This is a genomic window from Curtobacterium sp. VKM Ac-1395 (assembly GCF_015350975.1).
Taxonomy (GTDB): domain Bacteria; phylum Actinomycetota; class Actinomycetes; order Actinomycetales; family Microbacteriaceae; genus Curtobacterium.
This window is the reverse complement of record NZ_JADKRX010000002.1, coordinates 103,313-121,697: the sequence shown is the minus strand read 5'-3', so window position 1 is coordinate 121,697 and position 18,385 is coordinate 103,313. Positions and strand designations below refer to the sequence as shown.

Here is an 18,385-nt window from a genome sequence, read left to right as displayed (position 1 = left end):
GATTCTGGGACTGAGTTTCGTGACAAGACATGCCGCTCTGAGCCATGATTCGGCGTGCTCGAGTTCATTTGTAGCGGAATCGGAGGTATATGTGACAAGTTCAGAGCAGGGACCCGAGGTCGGAGCCGAGGGAGGGGTAGGTGGCGGTGGCGGATCTGAGTTGCCGTGTCGTGAGCCCGAGTTTGATGGCGAGGCCGAAAGTGTTGATCAGTTCCGAGTAGCCGGGGCCGAGGAGGTGTGCGCCGAGGATTTGGTCGGTGCGGATGTCGATAATGACCTTGGCCGCGGCGGTGGTTTCGGCCACCCGGTAGGTGGAGTACCAGCCGCTGGTGTCGGTGAAGCGGATGGCGATGTCGTGGCTCGGGGCCGCTTCTTCTTCGAGGAGGCCGACGCGGTTGAGTTCCGGGATGGTGAATATGGTCGTGGGGACCCCGATGTAGTCAGGTGCCGTGGTGGTGCCCTTGAGCATGTTCGACGCGGCGACTTTCCCTTCGAACACGGCCACCGGGGTCAGGGGGCGCCCGGCCGTGTCGGCGGCGTCTCCGGCGGCGTACACGGCGGTGTTGGTGGTGCTTTGCAGGTGGCCAGCTACCGTGACCCCACGCGGACCGCTGGCGATGCCGGCAGCGTCCAGGCGCAGGCTCTCGACATTCGGGAGGCGGCCGGCGCCGTGGACGACGAGGTCCGCATCGATGCGCTTTGCTATGCCGTCACTGTCGACGCCGATCTGCAGTCCGGTGGAAGTGGCGTCCACCGTGGAGACGCGGGTACCGCGGAGGATGCGGATGCCCGCCTGCTCGCTCCGTGACACCAACAGCCCCACCAAGTCGGGATCGAATTCGCGCAGCGGCCGGGGACCGTGGTCGACGATCGTGCACTGCGCACCAGCTCGGGCGGCGATGTGGGCGAACTCAAACGAGATGAACCCGCCGCCAATGAACACGATCCGCTTGGGCAGTTCCTCCAGATCGAGGAACTGCGTGCTGTCGATCAGGTGCTCCGCCCCGGGGAACGTCAACGGCTTTGGTGTGGCGCCGGAGGCGATGAGGAACCTTTCCGCCTGATGGGTCGTGCCGTCGATGCTCAGGGTGTTCGGACCGGTGAACTCAGCATGGCCGTGGAAGGTGGTGGCGCCGTTGCCGGTGAGTTCGTCTTCCACGCCCTTCGGTACCCCATCCGTGAAGCCGCGCTTTCTCTGCATCAAGGCTGCCCAGTCGACACTGAGGCCGTTTTCCTGAATACCGGTGCCGTTCATCAATCGGGCGGCATCGATGACTTCCGCTCCGCGGCGGAGGATCTTCTTCGGGTCGCATCCGCGAAGAGCGCACGTGCCCCCGTAGGGCAGAGCATCGACGATGCCGACCCGCCACCCTTGTGCCGCGCACTTGTTAGCTGCGGACGTGCCGGCCATTCCGGCGCCGATGACCAGCAGGTCGAACACGTCGCTCATCGGGTGCCTGCTTCGATGTCCGCGATCGCATCCCGGATTTGCTCTGTCGTCGGGGACCCGGCAAGGCCTTCGGGCGTCAGATACACCCGGCACGACAGGCCAGGAGGAGCGTCTGGCGCAGGGAACAGTGCTGCCCCGTCAGCCAGAAGAGTAGGAGACCCGCGGAAGTCGACTGATTCCGCTTCCTCTTGCGTTTCGATGCGGTGCCGCTTTACCGTGACCTCGGGTCGTTCCGCGGTGATCGCGGCGAGGCGCTCCGCGACCGTTCCCCAATTCGGGCATCCATCGAAGTACTGCAACGTGATCTCCATACGCCGACCGTAAACGTTGCAGCGAGGTACAAGGTCAAGTGGTGTGATGGAAGCATGCGCATCGGAGACCTCGCTGCCGCCACTGGCGTAAGCACGCAAACCATCCGCTTCTACGAACGCGAGGGGCTGCTTCCGGTGCCGAGTCGAGGGAGCAACGGATACCGGGTCTACAAGGATGAGGTCACTACACGGGTCGGGTTCATCCGTGCCGCTCAAGCAGCTGGGCTAACACTGTCGGACATCGCCGGCGTTCTCGCCCTCCGACAGGAAGGGCAGGCACCGTGCTCGCACGTGCTTTCGCTTCTCGCCAGCAGGCTCGGAGCGGTCAGAGCCCGCCAACAGGAACTCGCTCGCCTCGAAACGGAACTCGTCGCCATGATCACAACGAGTTCGACCTTAGATCCGACCACATGCACGGAGCGCAGCGTCTGCGACATCATCCCGCAGTAACATCATCAGCCACCGTGCTGAGAGACTCAGCGTCGAAGGCCTCAATGCCCATATGAACCGGCCAAGTCACAACTGCAAGAGGGCTGGACTGCTGGCGACGGCGACGATGATCAGCGCACCGAGCGTCACGGCGGTGACCGCTTGCAGCGGAACTGCGGCGGGGCGAGACCGGGGTTTTTCCGGTGCATGGAAGGCCGTTGACACCCACCGGAGGGTGTAGAACAGCGACGCGACTGAGACGGCAGCGGCGATGACCACCAGCCACGGCATGCCGCCCTGCCAGGTGGCCGTGAACACGGCGAGCTTGCCGACGAAGACGGCGGTTGGTGGTGTCCCGACAAGGCTCAGCAGGCCGACCAGGATGACACCGGTTATGACGGGATGTTCCCGTGCCGCTCCGCGCCATGAGGGAATTGTCCTGCGGTCTGGTACCGCGGCGATCGCGGCGAACAGGGCCAGGTTGGTCACGGCGTAGAACACCAGGTACATCAGCAAGGCGGCGCGCGCCGACGGTTCGACACCGATCACAGCGACGGGCATCAGCAGGAACCCAACCTGGCCAACCGTGGACCAGCCGAGCAGCCGCGGCGCGCTGCGCTGCCAGAACGCCGCGAGGGTGCCGAGGATCATGCTCGCGGCGGCGAGCACACCGACCAGCAGCGACGCGTTCACGGTGCCGGGTATGACGTCCACGAGGCGTGCCAGCGCGATCAGTGCCCCGAGCTTCGGGACGGTGGTGATGAAAGCGGCGATGCCGAGACCGGCGCCCTCTGCTGCATCCGGAACCCAGAAGTGCCCTGGGACCGCTCCGGCTTTGAACAGCAGGCCAGCGAGGACCCCGATGAATCCGAGCGCGATCGCTGCCGCCGGCACGTGTGGCAGCGCCTGTTGGAGCTCAGGGTAGGTGCTGCCGCCGGCGACACCGATGAGGACGGCGATGCCGAAGAGCATCACGACGCCGAAGATCGCGCCCAGCAGGTACGTCTTCATTGTCGCCTCGGCTGCGGCCGGGGATCGGGACAGTCCGATCAACGCGTAGAGCGGCACGGTCGCTAGGAGGAACCCGGTGGCGACGATGAGCAGGTCGTTGGCGCCGGCGAGGACGATCGTGCCGAGTGCCGCGAGGAGCAGTAGGGATGCGGTTTCGCTCTCCCGAGCGGAGCCTCGGGATTCTTCGCGTCCGATGAGCATCACGACCGCGGTCGCCAACGGTACGAGGATCCTGATCGTCGTTGTCGCGTTGTCGAGTGCGTAGCTGTCGCTGAAGACGGTCGGTGGTCCCTGGATCACGGCGGCCGTAACGGCGCTGCCGCACGCCACGGCGATCGCGAACCATGTCACGAGCGCCTGCCGGCGTCGGGGCAAGAAGCTGCCGCTGAGGAGGGCGACGACGGCACCGCCCATGAGGATGATCTCCGGCAGGAGCGCGCCGTAGTTCATGTTCACGCGGGACCTCCGATCATCGCGGCGAGCTGTCGGGCGGCGGGAGCGATGAGCTGCAGCAACGGTCCGGGCACCACACCGACCGCCAGGGAGAGCAGTAGGAGCGCCCCGACCGTCACGGTCTCCCGAGCGGTGACGTCGGTGAATCCGTCGGCGAGGCGTTCCGTGGGTCCGGTGAGCAGTTTCTGCACGGTGCGGAGGAACAGGGCTGCGGTGATGAGGATCCCTGGCAGCGCGATCGCGGCGATTGCTGTTGCACCGATGCTGCCGGCGAAGATCTGGAATTCGGCGATGAAGCCGCTGAAGGCGGGGATGCCGAGGGACGCGAACGCGGCGACGGCGAAGAGTCCGGAGAACCGTGGGGCGGGCTTCGCGAGGCCGCTGTAGTCGCTGATCTCGTAGCTGCCCCGCCGGTCGTGGAGCACACCGGCGAGGAGGAACAGCGCCCCGGTGATGAGCCCGTGCGACACCATCTGCACGGTCGCGCCGGTAATCGCCAACTGCTGCGCCTGCGCAGAGGATGACCCGGTCAGACCCGCGGCACCGACAGCGAGCACGACGTAGCCCATGTGGTTGACCGAGGTGTACGCGATCAACCGCTTCACGTTCGTCTGTGCGAGCGCGACGAGCGCTCCGTACAGCACGGACACGAGGCCGACAATGACAATCACCCAAGACCAGGACCGCCACGCGTCCGGGAGCATCGGCATCGCGATGCGGAGGAACCCGTACGTGCCCATCTTCAGCAGGACGCTCGCGAGGACGACAGAGCCAATCGCGGGCGCGTCGGTATGTGCCGGTGGCAGCCAGGAGTGGAACGGGACCGTGGGGGTCTTGACGGCGAAACCCACGACGAGCGCGGCGAGAACGGCGCCGGCGGCCAGGGGTGTGCCGGTGAAGCCGTTCCGGGTGAGCTCGACCATGTCGAACGTGTGCGGTGAGGAGCCGAGGTAGAGGCCGATGAAGCCGAGCAGCAGCGCCAGGGATCCGAGGAACGTGTAGAGGAAGAACCGCAGCGCGGACCGCTGATGGTCGCCATGTCCCCACCCGGCGATCACGAAGTACATACCGACAATCGACAGGTCGAAGAACACGAAGAACACCAGCAGGTCCTGCGCGGCGAACACCCCAAGACACGTGGTCTGAAGGAACAGGAAGAGTGCAGCCTGCGGGCGGGGCCGGTCGGTGTCCCGCATGGCCCAAAGCGCGCAGACGAGGAACACAACGTCGGTCAGGAGCAGCAACGGCGCGGAGAAACCGTCAACGCCGAGGTGGTAGCTGGTGCCGACACTCGGCATCCACTCCATTCGCTCCTCCCAGCGCAGCCCCGACGCGTTGGATCCGGGAATGGACACGAGGATCCCGAGGACGAGCTCCACGATGCTCGTCATCAGCCACACCCACGCGGCTGCCCGTCCGGACATCGATCGCGTCAGGGCGAGGACCGCCGCGACGACAACGGGAAGGAACACGATCAGACTGAGCACGATCACCTCACGACCAAGAGCAGGACAGCTGCGGCAGCGACGGTCACGGTCGCGCCGATGTAGTAGTGGTGCACCTGGCCGGTCTGCGGTCGCCGAGCCAGTCGACCGAGGACCGCGATGGCGGAACCGATCCACCCCGTCACGGCGGCGGGGCCACGCTCATCAAGAGCGCGCACGGCTCGGGCGGTCTGCTCGAGCGCACGTCCCGACCGATCGACGGCCGCGCCGTAGCGGTCGTCGAGACGCGCGAGGACGGCGGCGAGTCGCAGTGTCGGCGTGGCGATGACTGCAACGGCTGCCCGCTCCAGCCCGAACCAGTGCATCCCAATGCGGACTGTGGGTGTGCGCCACAGGGTCAAAAGGACCACGACCACCGCGATTGCCGCAGACGCCGCGAGCTCCGGCCACGACACCGCCGTCCCGGAAAGCGGAGCGATCATCGGATGCAGCAGCGGTGTGCCGAGAAGCGCAAGTCCGGCTGCCGCGACAGCGAGCACCACCATCGGGACGACCGCGAGGCGTGGCACCCGCCGGGTGCCCCGTTCCTCGTCGTCCCAGGACGCTTCCGGTGTGCCGGCACGCCGCCACAGCAGCGCGATGATCCGGGCGGAGTAGGCCGCTGCAAGTGCCGCTCCGGCCAGGCCCGCCGCGTACAACCAGGGTTGTTCCTCCAGGGCTGCGGCGAGGACGACGTCCTTGGCGTACCAGAGCGACAGCGGCGGCAGGCCGGCCAGCGACAGCGCACCGACCGTGGCGAGGACGCCGACCGCGGGCCAGCGGGCGGCGATGCCACGGAGACCGGTGAACTGTTTTGTCCCGGTAGCCGTCAGCCATGCGCCCGCGGTGAGGAACAGCAGTGCTTTGGTGGCAGCGTGTGCGACGAGCTGCGCGGTGCCGCCGCTGACCGAGCCGACGCCAGCGGCGAGGACGACGAATCCCAGCTGGGATGCCGTCGACGCGGCGAGCACCTGCTTCAGGTCCCGCTGCGACAGTGCGATGACGCCGAGGACGATCGCGGTCGTGACGCCCACCCACGCCGCCGTCGGACCTGCCCAGCCGGTCACGTTCAGGAGCGGTTCGACGCGGAGGAGCAGGTACCCGCCCATGGCGACCATCGCTGCGGAGTGCAGCAGCGCACTCACCGCGCTCGGGCCCTCCATGGCGCGGGAGATCCAGAAGGAGAACGGCAGCTGCGCTGCCTTCCCGAAGCCGGCAGCGAGCAATCCTGCGGCAGCGACGTGCACCCAGGGGCCTGGCAGCGACTGCAGTGCGGTGAGTGACCAGGCGCCGCCGCCGGCGACGACGGCGCCAGCGGCGAGGTAGATGCCGAGGTCCCCGGCGCGGGTGACGGTGAACGCGGTGAATCCACCGGCGACGCGGTTCCGGTCTTGCCAGCGGAATCCGATGAGCGCGTAGGAGGTGGCGCCCATCACCTCCCATGCGGCGAGGAGTAGTGGCAGGCCGGTTGCGGTCACGGTGACGACGACGGCGGCGAGGAAGAGCAGCATCAGCCCGTGGAACCGCGCCGCCGGTCGGGTCCGGTCCGCAGTCGCGAACACGAGGACGAGGAATCCGATCCATGCCACGGTCGGCAGGACGACAGCGGCCAGCGCGTCGACGCGGAGATCCGAGCCGGAGGCCCCAAGCATCGTCGGCATTCCGCCGGTCACTTCCGCACCCGTGATGGCCGCGATGGTCGCTGCAATCGCCATGACCGCTGCCGTGGCGAGGCTGACGGGAACGGCGAACCGTTCGGCGAAGCGTCCAGCAGTCGCCAGTGTTGCCCCGACGAGGGCGGGCAGGATGATGGCGGTGATCAGCGCGGTGCTCACTGGCTGAGGTCCGTCGCGGAATCGGTCATGTCGGAGTTCCGGGAACGGTGCAGGATCGTGGCGACGGCGAAGCCCATCGCCATCTCGATCGTCATCGCCGCGATGATCACCAGCAGCAGCACCTGCCCGTCGACGGTCGGTGCGAGGTACCACCAGAACGCGGCGGCGGCGAGGATGACGGCGTTGATCATCACCTCGATGCCCATCATCACCATCACCACCACCTGCTGCGAGATCGCGCCGTACAGTCCGATGGCGAACAGCGCGGCCACGACGAGCAGAACGAGTTGCAGGGTCATCGTCCGACACCTCCCCGTTCCGGGTCCACAGGGTCGCCCTGGAGGTCGTCTCCGAGCCGGTCGTACCGGCCACGAGGGTTCGCCAGGACGAGGGCGGCGATGATCGTGGCGAACAGGATCGGGCTGATCGTCAGCATCACCAGCATTTTCGAGCTCATGATCGCCTCGCCAAGGGCACGGGTGGTGTCCGCCGCCGCGGTCCCGGCACGGGCTGGCCACGGGATGAAGAGCGCGGCTGCGGCGAGGCCGACGAACACGGCGGCCGCGATCACTGCCGCGGGGCGTTTGCTGTGGGTCATATCCATTGGCATCAGCGCCGGGTTCATGCCCATATAGGAGACCATGAACACCGCCATCACGGCCATCTCCATCACCATCATCAGGATCGTGATGACCCCGATGAAGTCCAGGTGCAGCACCAGCACGGTGACGCCGACGGCGATGAACGACACCGCCAGCGCGTACGTCGCGCGCGCCATCGAGTCCACCCGGAACACCGCGGCGGCAGCGAGCACCGCGACGACCGCCGCGACCCAGAACACGATCGTTGCCATCCCGGTCATCCTTTCCCCATCACGGTGAGCACCGACGTGATCAGCAGTTGCAGCAGGACCAGCGGCAGCACGAGGACCCAGCCCAGCTCCGCAAGTCGCTGCGGCCGGATCGCGGGCATCGCGTGTCCGAGCAGGAGGAACACGGCGAGCAGCGCACACGTCTTCAACAGCACCCATAGCGCCGGCGGAAGCAACGGACCGGCACCGCCGCCGAGGAACATCGGCACCGCGAATGCGGCGCCCGCGACGAGCAGACACCATCTGCCGGCGAGAACGAGCAGTCGGTCGACGCCGGAGAGTTCCCCGAGGATACCGCCGGCGATGTCTGTGCCGGCGGGAAGCGCGAACGGACCCCAGGCGGAGAACGCGGTGACGGAGGCGCAGTAGACGATGAACGCGACTGGCATTGTCAGGGCGAACCAGATCGGTTGCTGCGCGGCGACCACGTCGGTCAGCCGAAGGCTCTGCGCACCGATGGCGGGGGCGGTCAGGGCGAACATCAGCGGGATCTCGTACGCCAGGGCCTGCGCCAGGAATCGGTACCCGCCGATCAGCGGGTGCACGCTGTTGCCGCCCCACCCGAGCAGCCACCACAAGGCCCAGAGGGAGACGTCGACGGCGTTGAACCACACCACGCCGACCGGAATGTCCAGTGGTACCAGAGCTCCGACGGGAATGGCGAGAGCGGCGAGGAACGCGGCGACGGCTAGCCCGGACCCGCCGATCCGCCACAGAAGGGAGTCCGCGCCGAGCACGGATCGACGTTGTTGGCGGAGGAGCCGGCCGGTTTCCCGGAACGGCGAGAGGACCCCAACATGCACCGGTATCCCGCGGTCTCGTGCTGCCAGGGCGGCGTTGCCGCTGGCGGCCAGGATGGCGAGGACGAGGACGACGCCGGGCAGGACGAGTGCCCAGAGGGCGTTTCCGACATCAACCATGCTGATGCCGTCTCGTCGTGCCGACCTCATCGGCCGAGTCCGCGCGAGGCATGGGAAACACGGTGAGCGCAGCAATGATGAGGCGGGCGCTGCCGATGTCGCGTCCTTTGACCAGGGATGGGATCTCATCTACCGGCGTCGCCGGTTCCGGCTCGAACTGACGTCCGTTGAGTGCGGCGTCTGCGCGCTCGAGTCGAGTGAGGAGGACCGTGCGGACGTCGATGTCGGGTCGAACCTGGAGGCCGCGCAGGGACCAGCGGAGCATCACGGACCGCTCGATCCGGCGGCGCAGCGGCCGAATGCGTTCCCGCGCCTGGTCCCGGCGGCCGGTCACGGCAAGATCCCGTACGCGGAGCGTCCGGGCTGCCACGGCATCCCATCCGGCGACGGCGAGTATCTGGGCGGCCTGGTCGAGCGCGGAGGCCGCGCCGCTCTGTGGCTCCCCCCGCTTGTGGTCGTCGACATCGATCACCGAGGCGGAGGCGTCGGTGATGGTGTCGCCGGTGAGCGTCACGTCCAGGATCACGCCAGCTGGCCAGACCGGCAGGATCGGACCGAGTCGCCGGTGCAGCACGTCCATCTCCAGCCCGTCCCGATCATCCGCCCCGTCGGCGAGTGGGTAGCCGCCCGGACCGCTCATCGACATGTGATCCATCGACATGTGGTCGTGACCGCCCATGGGCATGTCGTGTTCATGCATCGATTCGTCGGTGTCGTCCGGGTGCTCGTCGTTGGGATGTTCGTGGTCGGGGCCGTCCTCGGCGAGGTGCCGGCCATCGATCCCATCCTCGCGAGCGGCGGAGCGCTGTGCACGTCGGTCCGTGAGTGAGTCCTGCGCGGTCGTGAAGACGGTGCCGATTTCGTCGGGGCTGGTCAGTGCCGCCCGGTGCTTCGGGTAGGGCATCTGATCCCACACGCGGTCGATGACCGTCCGCATCTCTGGTCCGGGGGTTCCGCACACGAGCAGGACGTCGCTTTCGGCCGGGTGGGTGGCCAGGACATGACCGGCGGACGCAGCCGCTGCTTCCAGTGCAATCCGGGCTGCACCGTTGCCGGGCACCTCGACGAGGAGCACATGCAGCGGTCGGCGGCGATCCGTGGTCACACCCATCGGAACGCTCCTTCCCGCCAGGCCCAGACGACACCCGCCAGGAGAACCCCGAGGAAGACGAACATCTCGATGACCGCCTCTGCACCCATCTGCGCGACAACGACAGCCCACGGGTACATGAAGAGCATTTCCACGTCGAACGCGAGGAACACCAGCGTCATTGGGTACCAGCGGGTGTGGAAGCGCGAGAGCGCGTGTTCCTGGAGATCCCACCCGGACCCGAACGGCAGCACGTCTTTGCGAATCGGAGCGACCGCTGTCGCTCGAGACAGCAGCATCAGGGCGGCGATGCCGAGCAGTGCGACGCCGAGCACGATGCCGATGGTGATGTACCCGGACATTCGATCTCCTTCCCGAGCTGCTATACCCCGGAGGGGTAATGCGGGTGAGTGTAGGCGGGCGGCGGGCCCGGTGTCCGCCGGTCAGCGAGGCTGGAACGTGCGCAGGCGCAGGCTGTTGCTGACAACGAACACCGAGGACAGGGCCATCGCGGCGCCGGCGATCATCGGGTTCAGCAGGCCGGCCATCGCGAGCGGGATCGCGGCGACGTTGTAGGCGAAGGCCCAGAACAGGTTCACCTTGATCGTGCCGAGGGTGCGGCGGGCGAGCGCGATCGCGTCCGCGGCGGCGCTCAGGTCCGCTCGGATGAGGGTGATGTCGGCGGCTTCCATGGCCGCGTCGGTGCCGCTACCCATCGCGATCCCGAGGTCCGCGGCGGCGAGAGCGGCGGCGTCGTTGACGCCGTCGCCGATCATCGCCACGGATCGGCCCTGCTGCTGCAGCCGGGTGACGGTCTGGTACTTGTCTTCGGGGCGCACCTCGGCTTCGACGTCGTCGATGCCGACCTCGGCGGCGACGGTCCGGGCTACGTCTTCGGCGTCGCCGGTGAGCATGATCGTGCGCAGCCCCATGTCGTGCAGGCGACGGATCGCGTCCGGGCTGGTCGGCGCGATGGTATCCGCGACGCTGATGACGCCGCGGGCTGCGCCGTTCCATGCGACAACGACCGCGGTCGCGCCGCCCTGTTCCGCGGTCCGGACCGCGTCCGTGACCGCTTCGGGGATGGTGATGGCCCACTGGTCGGTCAACCACGCGGGTCGGCCGACGAGCACGAGGGTGCCGTCGACGACGGCTTGGACGCCGAGCCCGGCGGTGGACTGGAACGTGTCCGCGGTGGGGTGGTCGGTGGCGGCTGCGGTGATGGCGCGGGCGATCGGGTGTTCTGATCCTGCTTCCGCGGCGGCGGCGAGGGCGAGCACCCGGGTGTCGGTTTCCTCGGCGACGGCGGTGACCTGGTGGACGCTCATCTTGCCGGTGGTGACGGTGCCGGTCTTGTCGAGCACGACGGTGTCGATCCGGCGGGTGGCCTCGAGGACCTGGGGTCCGCGGATGAGGATCCCGAGCTGGGAGCCACGTCCGGTGCCGACGAGCAGCGCGGTGGGAGTTGCCAGCCCCAGGGCGCAGGGGCAGGCGATCACCAGGGTCGCGACGGCAGCGGTGAACGCGGCTTGCACGTCGCCGGTGAGCAGCAGCCACCCGATGAGGGTCAGCACCGCCAGGGCCATGACGATTGGGACGAACACGGCGGAGACCCGGTCGGCGAGGCGCTGCACCTCGGCCTTGCCGGTCTGCGCGGACACGACGAGCCGGCCGATGCGGGCAAGCTCCGTGTCCTGGCCGACGCGGGTGGCTTCGACGATGAGTCGGCCGCCGACGTTCACGGTCGCACCGGTGACAGTGTCGCCGGTGCCAACCTCGACGGGGACCGCTTCACCGGTCATCACGCTGGTGTCGATCGCGCTCGTGCCATCGGTGATGGTTCCGTCGGTGGCGATGCGTTCACCGGGACGGACCACGAACCGGTCCCCGACCTGCAGTGCTGCGGTCGGCACCTCGGTTTCGACACCGTCTCGGAGCACCCGCGCCGTCGGTGCACCCAAGGCGAGGAGCGCCTGCAGGGCGGCGCCGGAGCGGTCCTTCGCGCGGGCCTCGAAGTACCGGCCGGCGAGGAGGAACACCGTCACCGCGGCGGCGACTTCGAAGTACGGCTCCGGAGCCGCGCCCGGGTGCGGGAACCAGGAGAACGCCATCTGCATCCCGATGTGCCCGGCGCCGCCGAACACGAGCGCCCAGACGGACCACACGGTCGCGGCGGCGACGCCGACGCTGACGAGGGTGTCCATCGTCGCGGCCCCATGCCGGGCGTTGATCGCGGCAGCACGATGGAACGGCCACGCACCCCACACAGCGACCGGCAGCGCCAGCACCAGAACGGCCCACTGCCATCCCGGGAACTGCAGGACCGGGACCATCGACAGCGCCACCACCGGGACGGCGAGCACCGTGGACACGATCAGGCGCCGCCGGAGCGGCGCGAGCTCGTCGGTGTCCGCACCGGGCGGTTCGGGCAGGCGCGCGCCGTACCCGGCCGCTTCAATGGTCCGGATCGCGTCGTCGACAGCGAGGTCCGCGGGGAGCGTGACGGAGGCGCTTTCCGTGGCGTAGTTCACGCTCGCGGTCACGCCGGGCAGCTTGTTCAGCTTCCGCTCGATCCGGTTCGCGCACGACGCGCAGGTCATCCCCTCGATCGTCAGCTCAACCGGCGGGGTGCTGGTCGTGGTCATGATGCGACCAACGTGTAGCCGGCCTCCTCCACAGCGGCGGAGACTTCCTCCTGCGGCAGGTCGCGGGTGCTGGTCACCCGAGCGGTGGAGACACCGCCGACGTTGAGGTCGATCGTCACGTCCGTGACGCCCGGCACGGCGACGAGTTCCTCGTTGACACTCATCACGCAGTGCCCGCACGTCATGCCCGTGATGCCGTAGGTGTTCGTCAGCTGCTCGCTCATCGTGGTGATCCCTTCGTCGTTCACGTTCATAAGGTACCCTAGGGGGGTACCGTAGCGAGTGTAACGCCGGATGAGCGGATGTGTTCCCAATCCGCCGAACCGGCACCCGGGAAGAGGACGTGATGGTGACCAGAACTGATCGGCGCGAAGAGGCGCGGCGAAAAGCCGCTGACCGCAGAGCGGAACAGCAGCGCAGTCGCACCCGCCGGTGGTGGCTGCTGGGCGCCGCCGTGGTCGTCGTCCTCGCCGCGGTCACCACGATCACAGTCGCCGCCCTCACCCGTGGCGACGACACGGCACCGACAGCGTCCGGGGTGACGGCGGCCCCGCCGTGGCCGGCCCCCGCGGATCCGGCGGCGCGGGCGAAGGCTGCCGGGCTCGAGGTGGCGGGGATGGAAGGTGCGGCGCTGCACACCCATCAGCATCTGTCCGTATCGGTGGACGGGGAGCCGGTGGCGGTGCCGGCGAACATCGGCGTCGACGTGCAGCGGGGCGGTATGTCCGCACTGCACACCCACGACACCTCCGGCATCGTGCACGTCGAATCCGCGAAGGTGCAGCCGTTCACCCTCGGACAGCTCTTCACCGAGTGGGACGTGACCTTGCGAGACGGGCAGGTCGGCGGGTACGTCGACGGGAAGAACGACCGGCACGTCGCCGTGTTCGTCAACGGCACCCGCACCACCACGCCGCTGCCGGATCTGGAACTGCAGGACCAGCAGGACATCGCCATCGTCATCACCCGTGGGTCCGGTACGCCGATCGCGCCGACCCCGTTCGATTGGTCGACGGCGTCATGAGCGCCGCTAGCGTAAACGGTGAACCCCGAGGAGCGTCCATGACCGACACCACCGCGCCCGCAGCAGAGCACCACCACGGGTACATCACCGCGAAGGAGGACTACCTCAAACGGTTGCGCCGCATCGAGGGGCAAGCCCGCGGCCTGCAGCGGATGGTCGATGAGGAGCAGTACTGCATCGACATCCTCACCCAGGTGTCCGCGATGACGAAGGCGCTGCAATCCGTCGCGCTCGGCCTGCTGAATGACCACCTCGCGCACTGCGTCACCGACGCCGTCGCCGAAGGCGGCGACGCTGCCGCGGTGAAGCTCAAGGAAGCCTCCGACGCGATCGCCCGCCTCGTGCGCGCCTAACCAGCTCTCCGCCCACCAGACGGGGCGGTTGTCCTCTCAGCGCTCGTCCTGCACCATAGAAAACCGCACCCCGACCAGCCATCAGTACGGATCCGCATGATCACCACCGCGAACACCACGCGCCGCCGCCTGCTGCTGCAGGCCACGGCGGTGCTGGCGTTGCTGCTGCTGGTCGGGTTCACGGTCCTGATGCACAGCATGCTCGGCCACGCGACCACCGGCGAGCACGCCATGACCGCCACATCGAGCATGACGGCCGAACACACGCACAGCGACGCAACCGGACACGATGGTCATGCGGCCGCGCCGGCTGGTGCGGTGATGAGCGTGCTCAGTGATGCCGGCTGCGATGGCGGCCTGTGCGCGCTGATGTGCTCCCTGATGGGGATGGCGTGCGCGCTGACCATCGCCCTGTTCGCGTGGGCGCTGCTGCGCGCTCGGAACGGCGGGGTCCTCTACGTCCTCGCACGCCTCCTCGCCCTCGGGGACCGTGTCGCACGCCGCGTCGCGGCACCAAAGCCGCCATCACTGATGGCGCTGCAGATCATCCGTATCTGATCCATCCCCGGCGGGAGCGCTCCCTTCGGAAACTCCCGCATGCCCAGAACACGGGCAGGTATTCGCCTGCCCGGAACACCTGACGCATTCACGGGAACGGATCCATGAACACCACCATCACGCGCACTCTCGCGGCCGCCGCCGCCCTCACCATCGGCCTCACCCTCGCCGGCTGCTCCACCAACAACGCCGGCTCCTCGGACAGCTCCTCCTCGTCGGCGGCGTCGGCGGCGTCGGCGCACAACGACCAGGACGTCATGTTCGCGCAGCAGATGCTGCCGCACCACAAGCAGGCCGTTGAGATGAGCGACATGCTCCTGGCCAAGGGCTCCGACGTGGACGCTGACGTCGTCACTCTCGCCCAGCAGATCAAGGCGGAGCAGGGCCCGGAGATCACGTCCCTGACTAGCTGGCTGAAGCAGTGGGGTGAGCCCACCGAAGCCTCCAGCATGTCGGGGATGGACCACTCCTCGATGTCGGGGATGATGTCCGACTCCGACATGGACGCCCTCGACAGCGCCTCCCCGGCGGACGCCGGGAAGCTGTTCCTGCAGCAGATGGTCGAGCACCACACCAGCGCAGTCGACATGGCGGGGACCGAAGTCGACAAGGGCAAGAACACTGACGCGGTCGCGATGGCGAAGTCGATCGTGTCGAGCCAGACCGAGCAGATCAACCAGATGAAGGACATGCTCGCGTCGATGTGACCCCGGCCGCGGGTCGCGGCGGAGTCCCCCTTCCCTGCCGCGGCCCCCGACCGGCCTTCCTCCTCTCCCGCTCGAGCACCCCGTCGAGCGGCCCTGTTTCTTCTTGCGGGATGATCCCGTCCGCCGTTCTTGGAGCCTGCCTGTGCCCCAGCAGCACCCCCACACCCCCACTGTCACGCCGCTGACGCGCCGCGAAGCCCTCGCCGCCGAGCGCGCCGTACCCGCCGCCCCGCTACCGTTCCGTACCCGCCGCAGCCCAGCCGTGAGTCGGCCGCCGTTGGCCGCCGTGACGGTGACCGCGCCGGCACCGACGCGGACGCTCCGTTCCCGGGCGCTGGCGGCAATCCCCCTGACCGGAGCTGCGGCAGCGATGGCGCTGTTCACCGCCGCAGCGCTTCCCGCACAAGCATCCACCGGCCCCGCCGTCACCGTGCCCGGCGGCGCCCCCGCCGCTGCCGGGCAGAGCTTCACCGCGACCGGGCTGACCGTGACGGTCGACCGGGACGGCTACACCGTCACCAAACCCGTCGTGAAGCCGGTGATCACCAAGACCACCACGAACAGCGCCACGGCAGCGGGCAGCACGGCCGCGGTCGCGGCGACCGGGACGATCGTGAACACCGGCGCCGGCGATATCCGCTGGCCCATCGCCGGCAGCATCCGGGTCAGCTCCCCATTCGGCCCCCGCCTCGCCCCGTGCGGCGCGTGCTCGTCGATCCACCAGGGCGCCGACATCACCCCCGGCGCTGGCACCCCCATCGGCGCCGTCGCCGCAGGCGCCGTCCGGATCTCGGGCACCCACCCGGAGTACGGCCAGTACGTCATCATCGACCACCAGATCGACGGGCAGACCATCTCCACCCTCTACGCGCACATGATCTTCGGCTCCTCACCGCTGCGCGCCGGGCAAAGCGTCGCCGTCGGGCAGCTCGTCGGCCTCGTCGGCAACACCGGCGCCAGCACCGGCGCGCACCTGCACCTGCAGGTCATGCTCGGCGGCACCACCCCGATCGACCCCATCGCCTGGCTCACCACTAATGCCGGACGCACTCTTTGAGCGGTGCCCACCGAGCCCGCTCCGCGGCGACAATCTAATCGCGCGCCGGCGATCGCCTCCGGGCCGGCGGTTAGCGAAGAGCGATCACCACAAACGTCGCAGCGAAACCGGCGATATAGACCGAGGGCTCGGTGTCGTCGTTTTCGCGGCGGGCTATCGCTTGCGTCCTGCAGTGAGGTGGAGGCACGGCAGTTGCACGTCGCCCTTCATCGGTCCAAGGCGATATGATCGGCGTATGGCGATTACCTGTTGGGTGATGGCAGCTGCGCGGCGGCCGCCCCTTGCTGAGCCGAACCGATGATCGGCACGATTGCGGCGGCGGTGGGGCTCTTTGCTGCCACCAACATCGATGACGTCGTGGTCCTGACGGTCCTGTTCCTCGCATCGACGCGTGGAACGTTGCCGGGGTGGAAGGTCGTCGTCGGTCAGTACGCCGGCTTCATTGCCCTCGTCGCGATCAGTGTCCTCGCTGCCGCGGGACTCACCATCGTTCCGGACAAGTGGGTGGGACTGCTGGGGCTCATCCCCCTGGGTATTGGTCTGGTGGGGTTGGTCCGTGCTCTGCGACGACGCGGTGATGACGACGACGACGACTCGGCGGTGCGCGCGGGTGGGGTCCTCGGGGTCGCGGGGATCACCATCGCCAACGGCGCCGACAACATCTCCCTCTACACGCCGGTGTTCCGGACGACCCCGATCCCGGACACCGTGGTCACGATTGCGGTGTTCCTTGTGCTCGTCGCGGTGTGGTGCCTCGTGGCTCGCTTCGTGGGGACGAACAAGACCGTCACGGAAGCCCTCGAGAAGATCGAGCACTGGCTCGTGCCCGCCGTGTTCACGGGCCTGGGCCTCTACATCCTGATCGAGTCCGGTGTGATCATGCGCCTCATCGACGTGCTCTCGTGAGAGCGGGTATCCGAGTGGTCGTGGTGCTGCTGATCGCCGGGGCCGCGCTCACCATCGACCAGCTCACGAAAGCGTGGGCACTGTCCGACCTCGGCCCGTCGCGCACAATTGAGCTGGCTCCGGGTGCGACCCTCCAGCTCGTGTTCAACCCCGGCGTCGCTTTCAGCCTCGGCAACGAGATGGGGCCGCCGCTCGCACTCGGCATCATCGCCCTGACGTTGTGCCTGGCAACGTGGGCAGTCGTGCGCGCCGTGCGCGGCGCCGACATGCTCGCCACTGGGCTGATGAGCGTCGCCGTCGGCGGGGCCGCAGGCAACCTCTGGGACCGCATCACCCGCGCCGAGTCCGGACCGCTCACTGGCGAAGTCGTCGACTTCATCAACATCGACTGGTTCGCCATCTTCAACGTCGCCGACATCTTCGCCACCCTGGGGATCGCCGGATTCGCGATCCGCTTCCTGATGCCGGGCAGGCACAAGGACGAGCCCGCGCCCACGGAGCGATCAGCGTGACCGGGAACCCCTTCGCGGAAGCGATCCTCAGCGGACAGCTCCTGATCGCCGTGCCGGTCGCACTCCTGGCCGGGCTGGTGTCCTTCCTCTCACCATGCGTCCTCCCACTCGTCCCCGGGTACCTCGGCTTCATCGGCGGTGTCGCAGAACAACGCCGCCGCAGCACGCTCACCCTGGGCGTGCTCCTGTTCATCCTCGGCTTCACCGTCATCTTCGTCGCCTACGCCGCCGCATTCGGCGCCGCCGGCTTCTGGCTGATCCGCTGGCGCGACCTGCTCACGCAGATCCTCGGCGGCTTCGTCATCATCATGGGACTCGTGTTCATCGGCCGCTTCGGGATCCTGCAGCGCACCCTCAAACCACGATGGAAACCGGCCACCGGCATCGCCGGCGCACCCCTGCTCGGGATCGTGTTCGGGCTCGGATGGACCCCCTGCCTTGGCCCGACCCTCACCGCGATCAATTTGCTGAGCCTGCAAGCCGCGAGCACCTGGAACGGCGTCCTGCTCGGCGTCGCCTACTGCCTCGGACTCGGCATCCCCTTCCTCCTCCTCGCCCTCGGTACCACCTGGGCCACCACCGCGATCAGCCGCGTCAAACGGCACCTACGGACCGTGAACCTGATCGGTGGTGGCACGCTGATCCTCATCGGTGTCCTCATGGTCACCGGACTGTGGTCATCGCTGATGTACACGGTCGGCGCACACATCGGCCAGTACGTCACGCTCCTCTAACGCCCACGTGCAGCCCGCTACAACGCATGGTCGTC

General features: G+C 68.1%; 21 protein-coding genes. 9 read left to right on the top strand and 12 right to left on the bottom strand.

Annotated elements, in window-relative coordinates:
* Window positions 1-100: 100 nt before the first annotated feature.
* Both ITJ68_RS05285 and ITJ68_RS05280 read right to left on the bottom strand, forming a co-directional pair.
* Window positions 101-1,450: a dihydrolipoyl dehydrogenase family protein gene (locus ITJ68_RS05285; RefSeq protein ID WP_096897493.1), complete on the bottom strand. Its 1,350-nt coding sequence runs from the start codon at window positions 1,448-1,450 to the stop codon at window positions 101-103.
* A complete protein-coding gene (locus ITJ68_RS05280; RefSeq protein WP_096897494.1) occupies window positions 1,447-1,761 on the bottom strand; it encodes a thioredoxin family protein in 315 nt (104 codons plus the stop codon). The genes ITJ68_RS05285 and ITJ68_RS05280 overlap by 4 nt, the downstream gene beginning before the upstream one ends.
* 54 nt (window positions 1,762-1,815) lie before the next feature.
* Between ITJ68_RS05280 and ITJ68_RS05275 the strand changes: the two genes are divergently transcribed.
* Window positions 1,816-2,211: a heavy metal-responsive transcriptional regulator gene (locus ITJ68_RS05275; protein WP_096897495.1), complete on the top strand. Its 396-nt coding sequence runs from the start codon at window positions 1,816-1,818 to the stop codon at window positions 2,209-2,211.
* A 66-nt stretch (window positions 2,212-2,277) separates the two neighbouring features.
* On the opposite strand, the gene ITJ68_RS05270 is transcribed toward ITJ68_RS05275, so the two are convergent.
* The 10 genes from ITJ68_RS05270 to ITJ68_RS05225 form a co-directional block, all read right to left on the bottom strand.
* Entirely contained in the window at window positions 2,278-3,615 is a 1,338-nt protein-coding gene (locus ITJ68_RS05270; protein WP_228504807.1) for an NADH-quinone oxidoreductase subunit N, read from the bottom strand.
* A gap of 38 nt (window positions 3,616-3,653) precedes the next feature.
* Window positions 3,654-5,126, bottom strand: a complete 1,473-nt coding sequence (locus tag ITJ68_RS05265; protein WP_323743226.1) for an NADH-quinone oxidoreductase subunit M — start codon at window positions 5,124-5,126, stop codon at window positions 3,654-3,656.
* 17 nt (window positions 5,127-5,143) lie between these two features.
* Complete coding sequence (locus tag ITJ68_RS05260) at window positions 5,144-6,973, bottom strand: proton-conducting transporter membrane subunit (protein WP_194660282.1); 1,830 nt, start codon at window positions 6,971-6,973, stop codon at window positions 5,144-5,146.
* Window positions 6,970-7,272, bottom strand: coding sequence for an NADH-quinone oxidoreductase subunit NuoK (gene nuoK / locus ITJ68_RS05255; protein ID WP_092091742.1), 303 nt, complete (start codon window positions 7,270-7,272; stop codon window positions 6,970-6,972). The genes ITJ68_RS05260 and nuoK overlap by 4 nt, the downstream gene beginning before the upstream one ends.
* Window positions 7,269-7,826, bottom strand: coding sequence for an NADH-quinone oxidoreductase subunit J (locus ITJ68_RS05250; RefSeq protein WP_228504805.1), 558 nt, complete (start codon window positions 7,824-7,826; stop codon window positions 7,269-7,271). Before ITJ68_RS05250 ends, nuoK begins: the two co-directional genes overlap by 4 nt.
* A 5-nt stretch (window positions 7,827-7,831) precedes the next feature.
* Window positions 7,832-8,794 carry an NADH-quinone oxidoreductase subunit H gene (locus ITJ68_RS05245; RefSeq protein WP_228504803.1) on the bottom strand — a complete coding sequence of 321 codons (963 nt, stop codon included), beginning with the start codon at window positions 8,792-8,794 and terminating at the stop codon, window positions 7,832-7,834.
* Window positions 8,757-9,875 (bottom strand): hypothetical protein, encoded by a 1,119-nt coding sequence (locus tag ITJ68_RS05240; protein ID WP_146248019.1) that lies wholly within the window; start codon window positions 9,873-9,875, stop codon window positions 8,757-8,759. Before ITJ68_RS05240 ends, ITJ68_RS05245 begins: the two co-directional genes overlap by 38 nt.
* Window positions 9,866-10,216 (bottom strand): NADH-quinone oxidoreductase subunit A, encoded by a 351-nt coding sequence (locus ITJ68_RS05235; RefSeq protein ID WP_096897501.1) that lies wholly within the window; start codon window positions 10,214-10,216, stop codon window positions 9,866-9,868. The genes ITJ68_RS05240 and ITJ68_RS05235 overlap by 10 nt, the downstream gene beginning before the upstream one ends.
* A gap of 81 nt (window positions 10,217-10,297) precedes the next feature.
* A complete protein-coding gene (locus ITJ68_RS05230; RefSeq protein ID WP_194660280.1) occupies window positions 10,298-12,499 on the bottom strand; it encodes a heavy metal translocating P-type ATPase in 2,202 nt (733 codons plus the stop codon).
* Window positions 12,496-12,723: a heavy-metal-associated domain-containing protein gene (locus ITJ68_RS05225; RefSeq protein WP_111058318.1), complete on the bottom strand. Its 228-nt coding sequence runs from the start codon at window positions 12,721-12,723 to the stop codon at window positions 12,496-12,498. The genes ITJ68_RS05230 and ITJ68_RS05225 overlap by 4 nt, the downstream gene beginning before the upstream one ends.
* A 314-nt stretch (window positions 12,724-13,037) precedes the next feature.
* On the opposite strand from ITJ68_RS05225, the gene ITJ68_RS05220 reads away from it, so the two are divergent.
* The 8 genes from ITJ68_RS05220 (at window position 13,038) to ITJ68_RS05185 (ending at window position 18,350) form a co-directional block, all read left to right on the top strand.
* On the top strand, window positions 13,038-13,523 hold the full coding sequence (locus ITJ68_RS05220; protein ID WP_194660279.1) for a hypothetical protein: 486 nt from the start codon (window positions 13,038-13,040) through the stop codon (window positions 13,521-13,523).
* A 38-nt stretch (window positions 13,524-13,561) separates the two neighbouring features.
* Window positions 13,562-13,876, top strand: a complete 315-nt coding sequence (locus ITJ68_RS05215; protein ID WP_194660278.1) for a metal-sensitive transcriptional regulator — start codon at window positions 13,562-13,564, stop codon at window positions 13,874-13,876.
* A gap of 96 nt (window positions 13,877-13,972) precedes the next feature.
* Window positions 13,973-14,434, top strand: coding sequence for a hypothetical protein (locus tag ITJ68_RS05210; RefSeq protein ID WP_194660277.1), 462 nt, complete (start codon window positions 13,973-13,975; stop codon window positions 14,432-14,434).
* Window positions 14,435-14,538: 104 nt separating this feature from the next.
* The gene (locus ITJ68_RS05205; protein WP_194660276.1) at window positions 14,539-15,141 is read left to right on the top strand and encodes a DUF305 domain-containing protein; all 603 of its coding nucleotides are present in this window, start codon (window positions 14,539-14,541) and stop codon (window positions 15,139-15,141) included.
* 370 nt (window positions 15,142-15,511) lie between these two features.
* Complete coding sequence (locus ITJ68_RS05200) at window positions 15,512-16,198, top strand: M23 family metallopeptidase (RefSeq protein ID WP_194660275.1); 687 nt, start codon at window positions 15,512-15,514, stop codon at window positions 16,196-16,198.
* Between the two features lie 297 nt (window positions 16,199-16,495).
* Entirely contained in the window at window positions 16,496-17,104 is a 609-nt protein-coding gene (locus tag ITJ68_RS05195; RefSeq protein WP_194660274.1) for a cadmium resistance transporter, read from the top strand.
* Between the two features lie 20 nt (window positions 17,105-17,124).
* On the top strand, window positions 17,125-17,616 hold the full coding sequence (locus ITJ68_RS05190; protein WP_175529455.1) for a signal peptidase II: 492 nt from the start codon (window positions 17,125-17,127) through the stop codon (window positions 17,614-17,616).
* Window positions 17,613-18,350, top strand: a complete 738-nt coding sequence (locus tag ITJ68_RS05185; RefSeq protein ID WP_092091718.1) for a cytochrome c biogenesis CcdA family protein — start codon at window positions 17,613-17,615, stop codon at window positions 18,348-18,350. Before ITJ68_RS05190 ends, ITJ68_RS05185 begins: the two co-directional genes overlap by 4 nt.
* The last annotated feature ends 35 nt before the right edge of the window (window positions 18,351-18,385 follow it).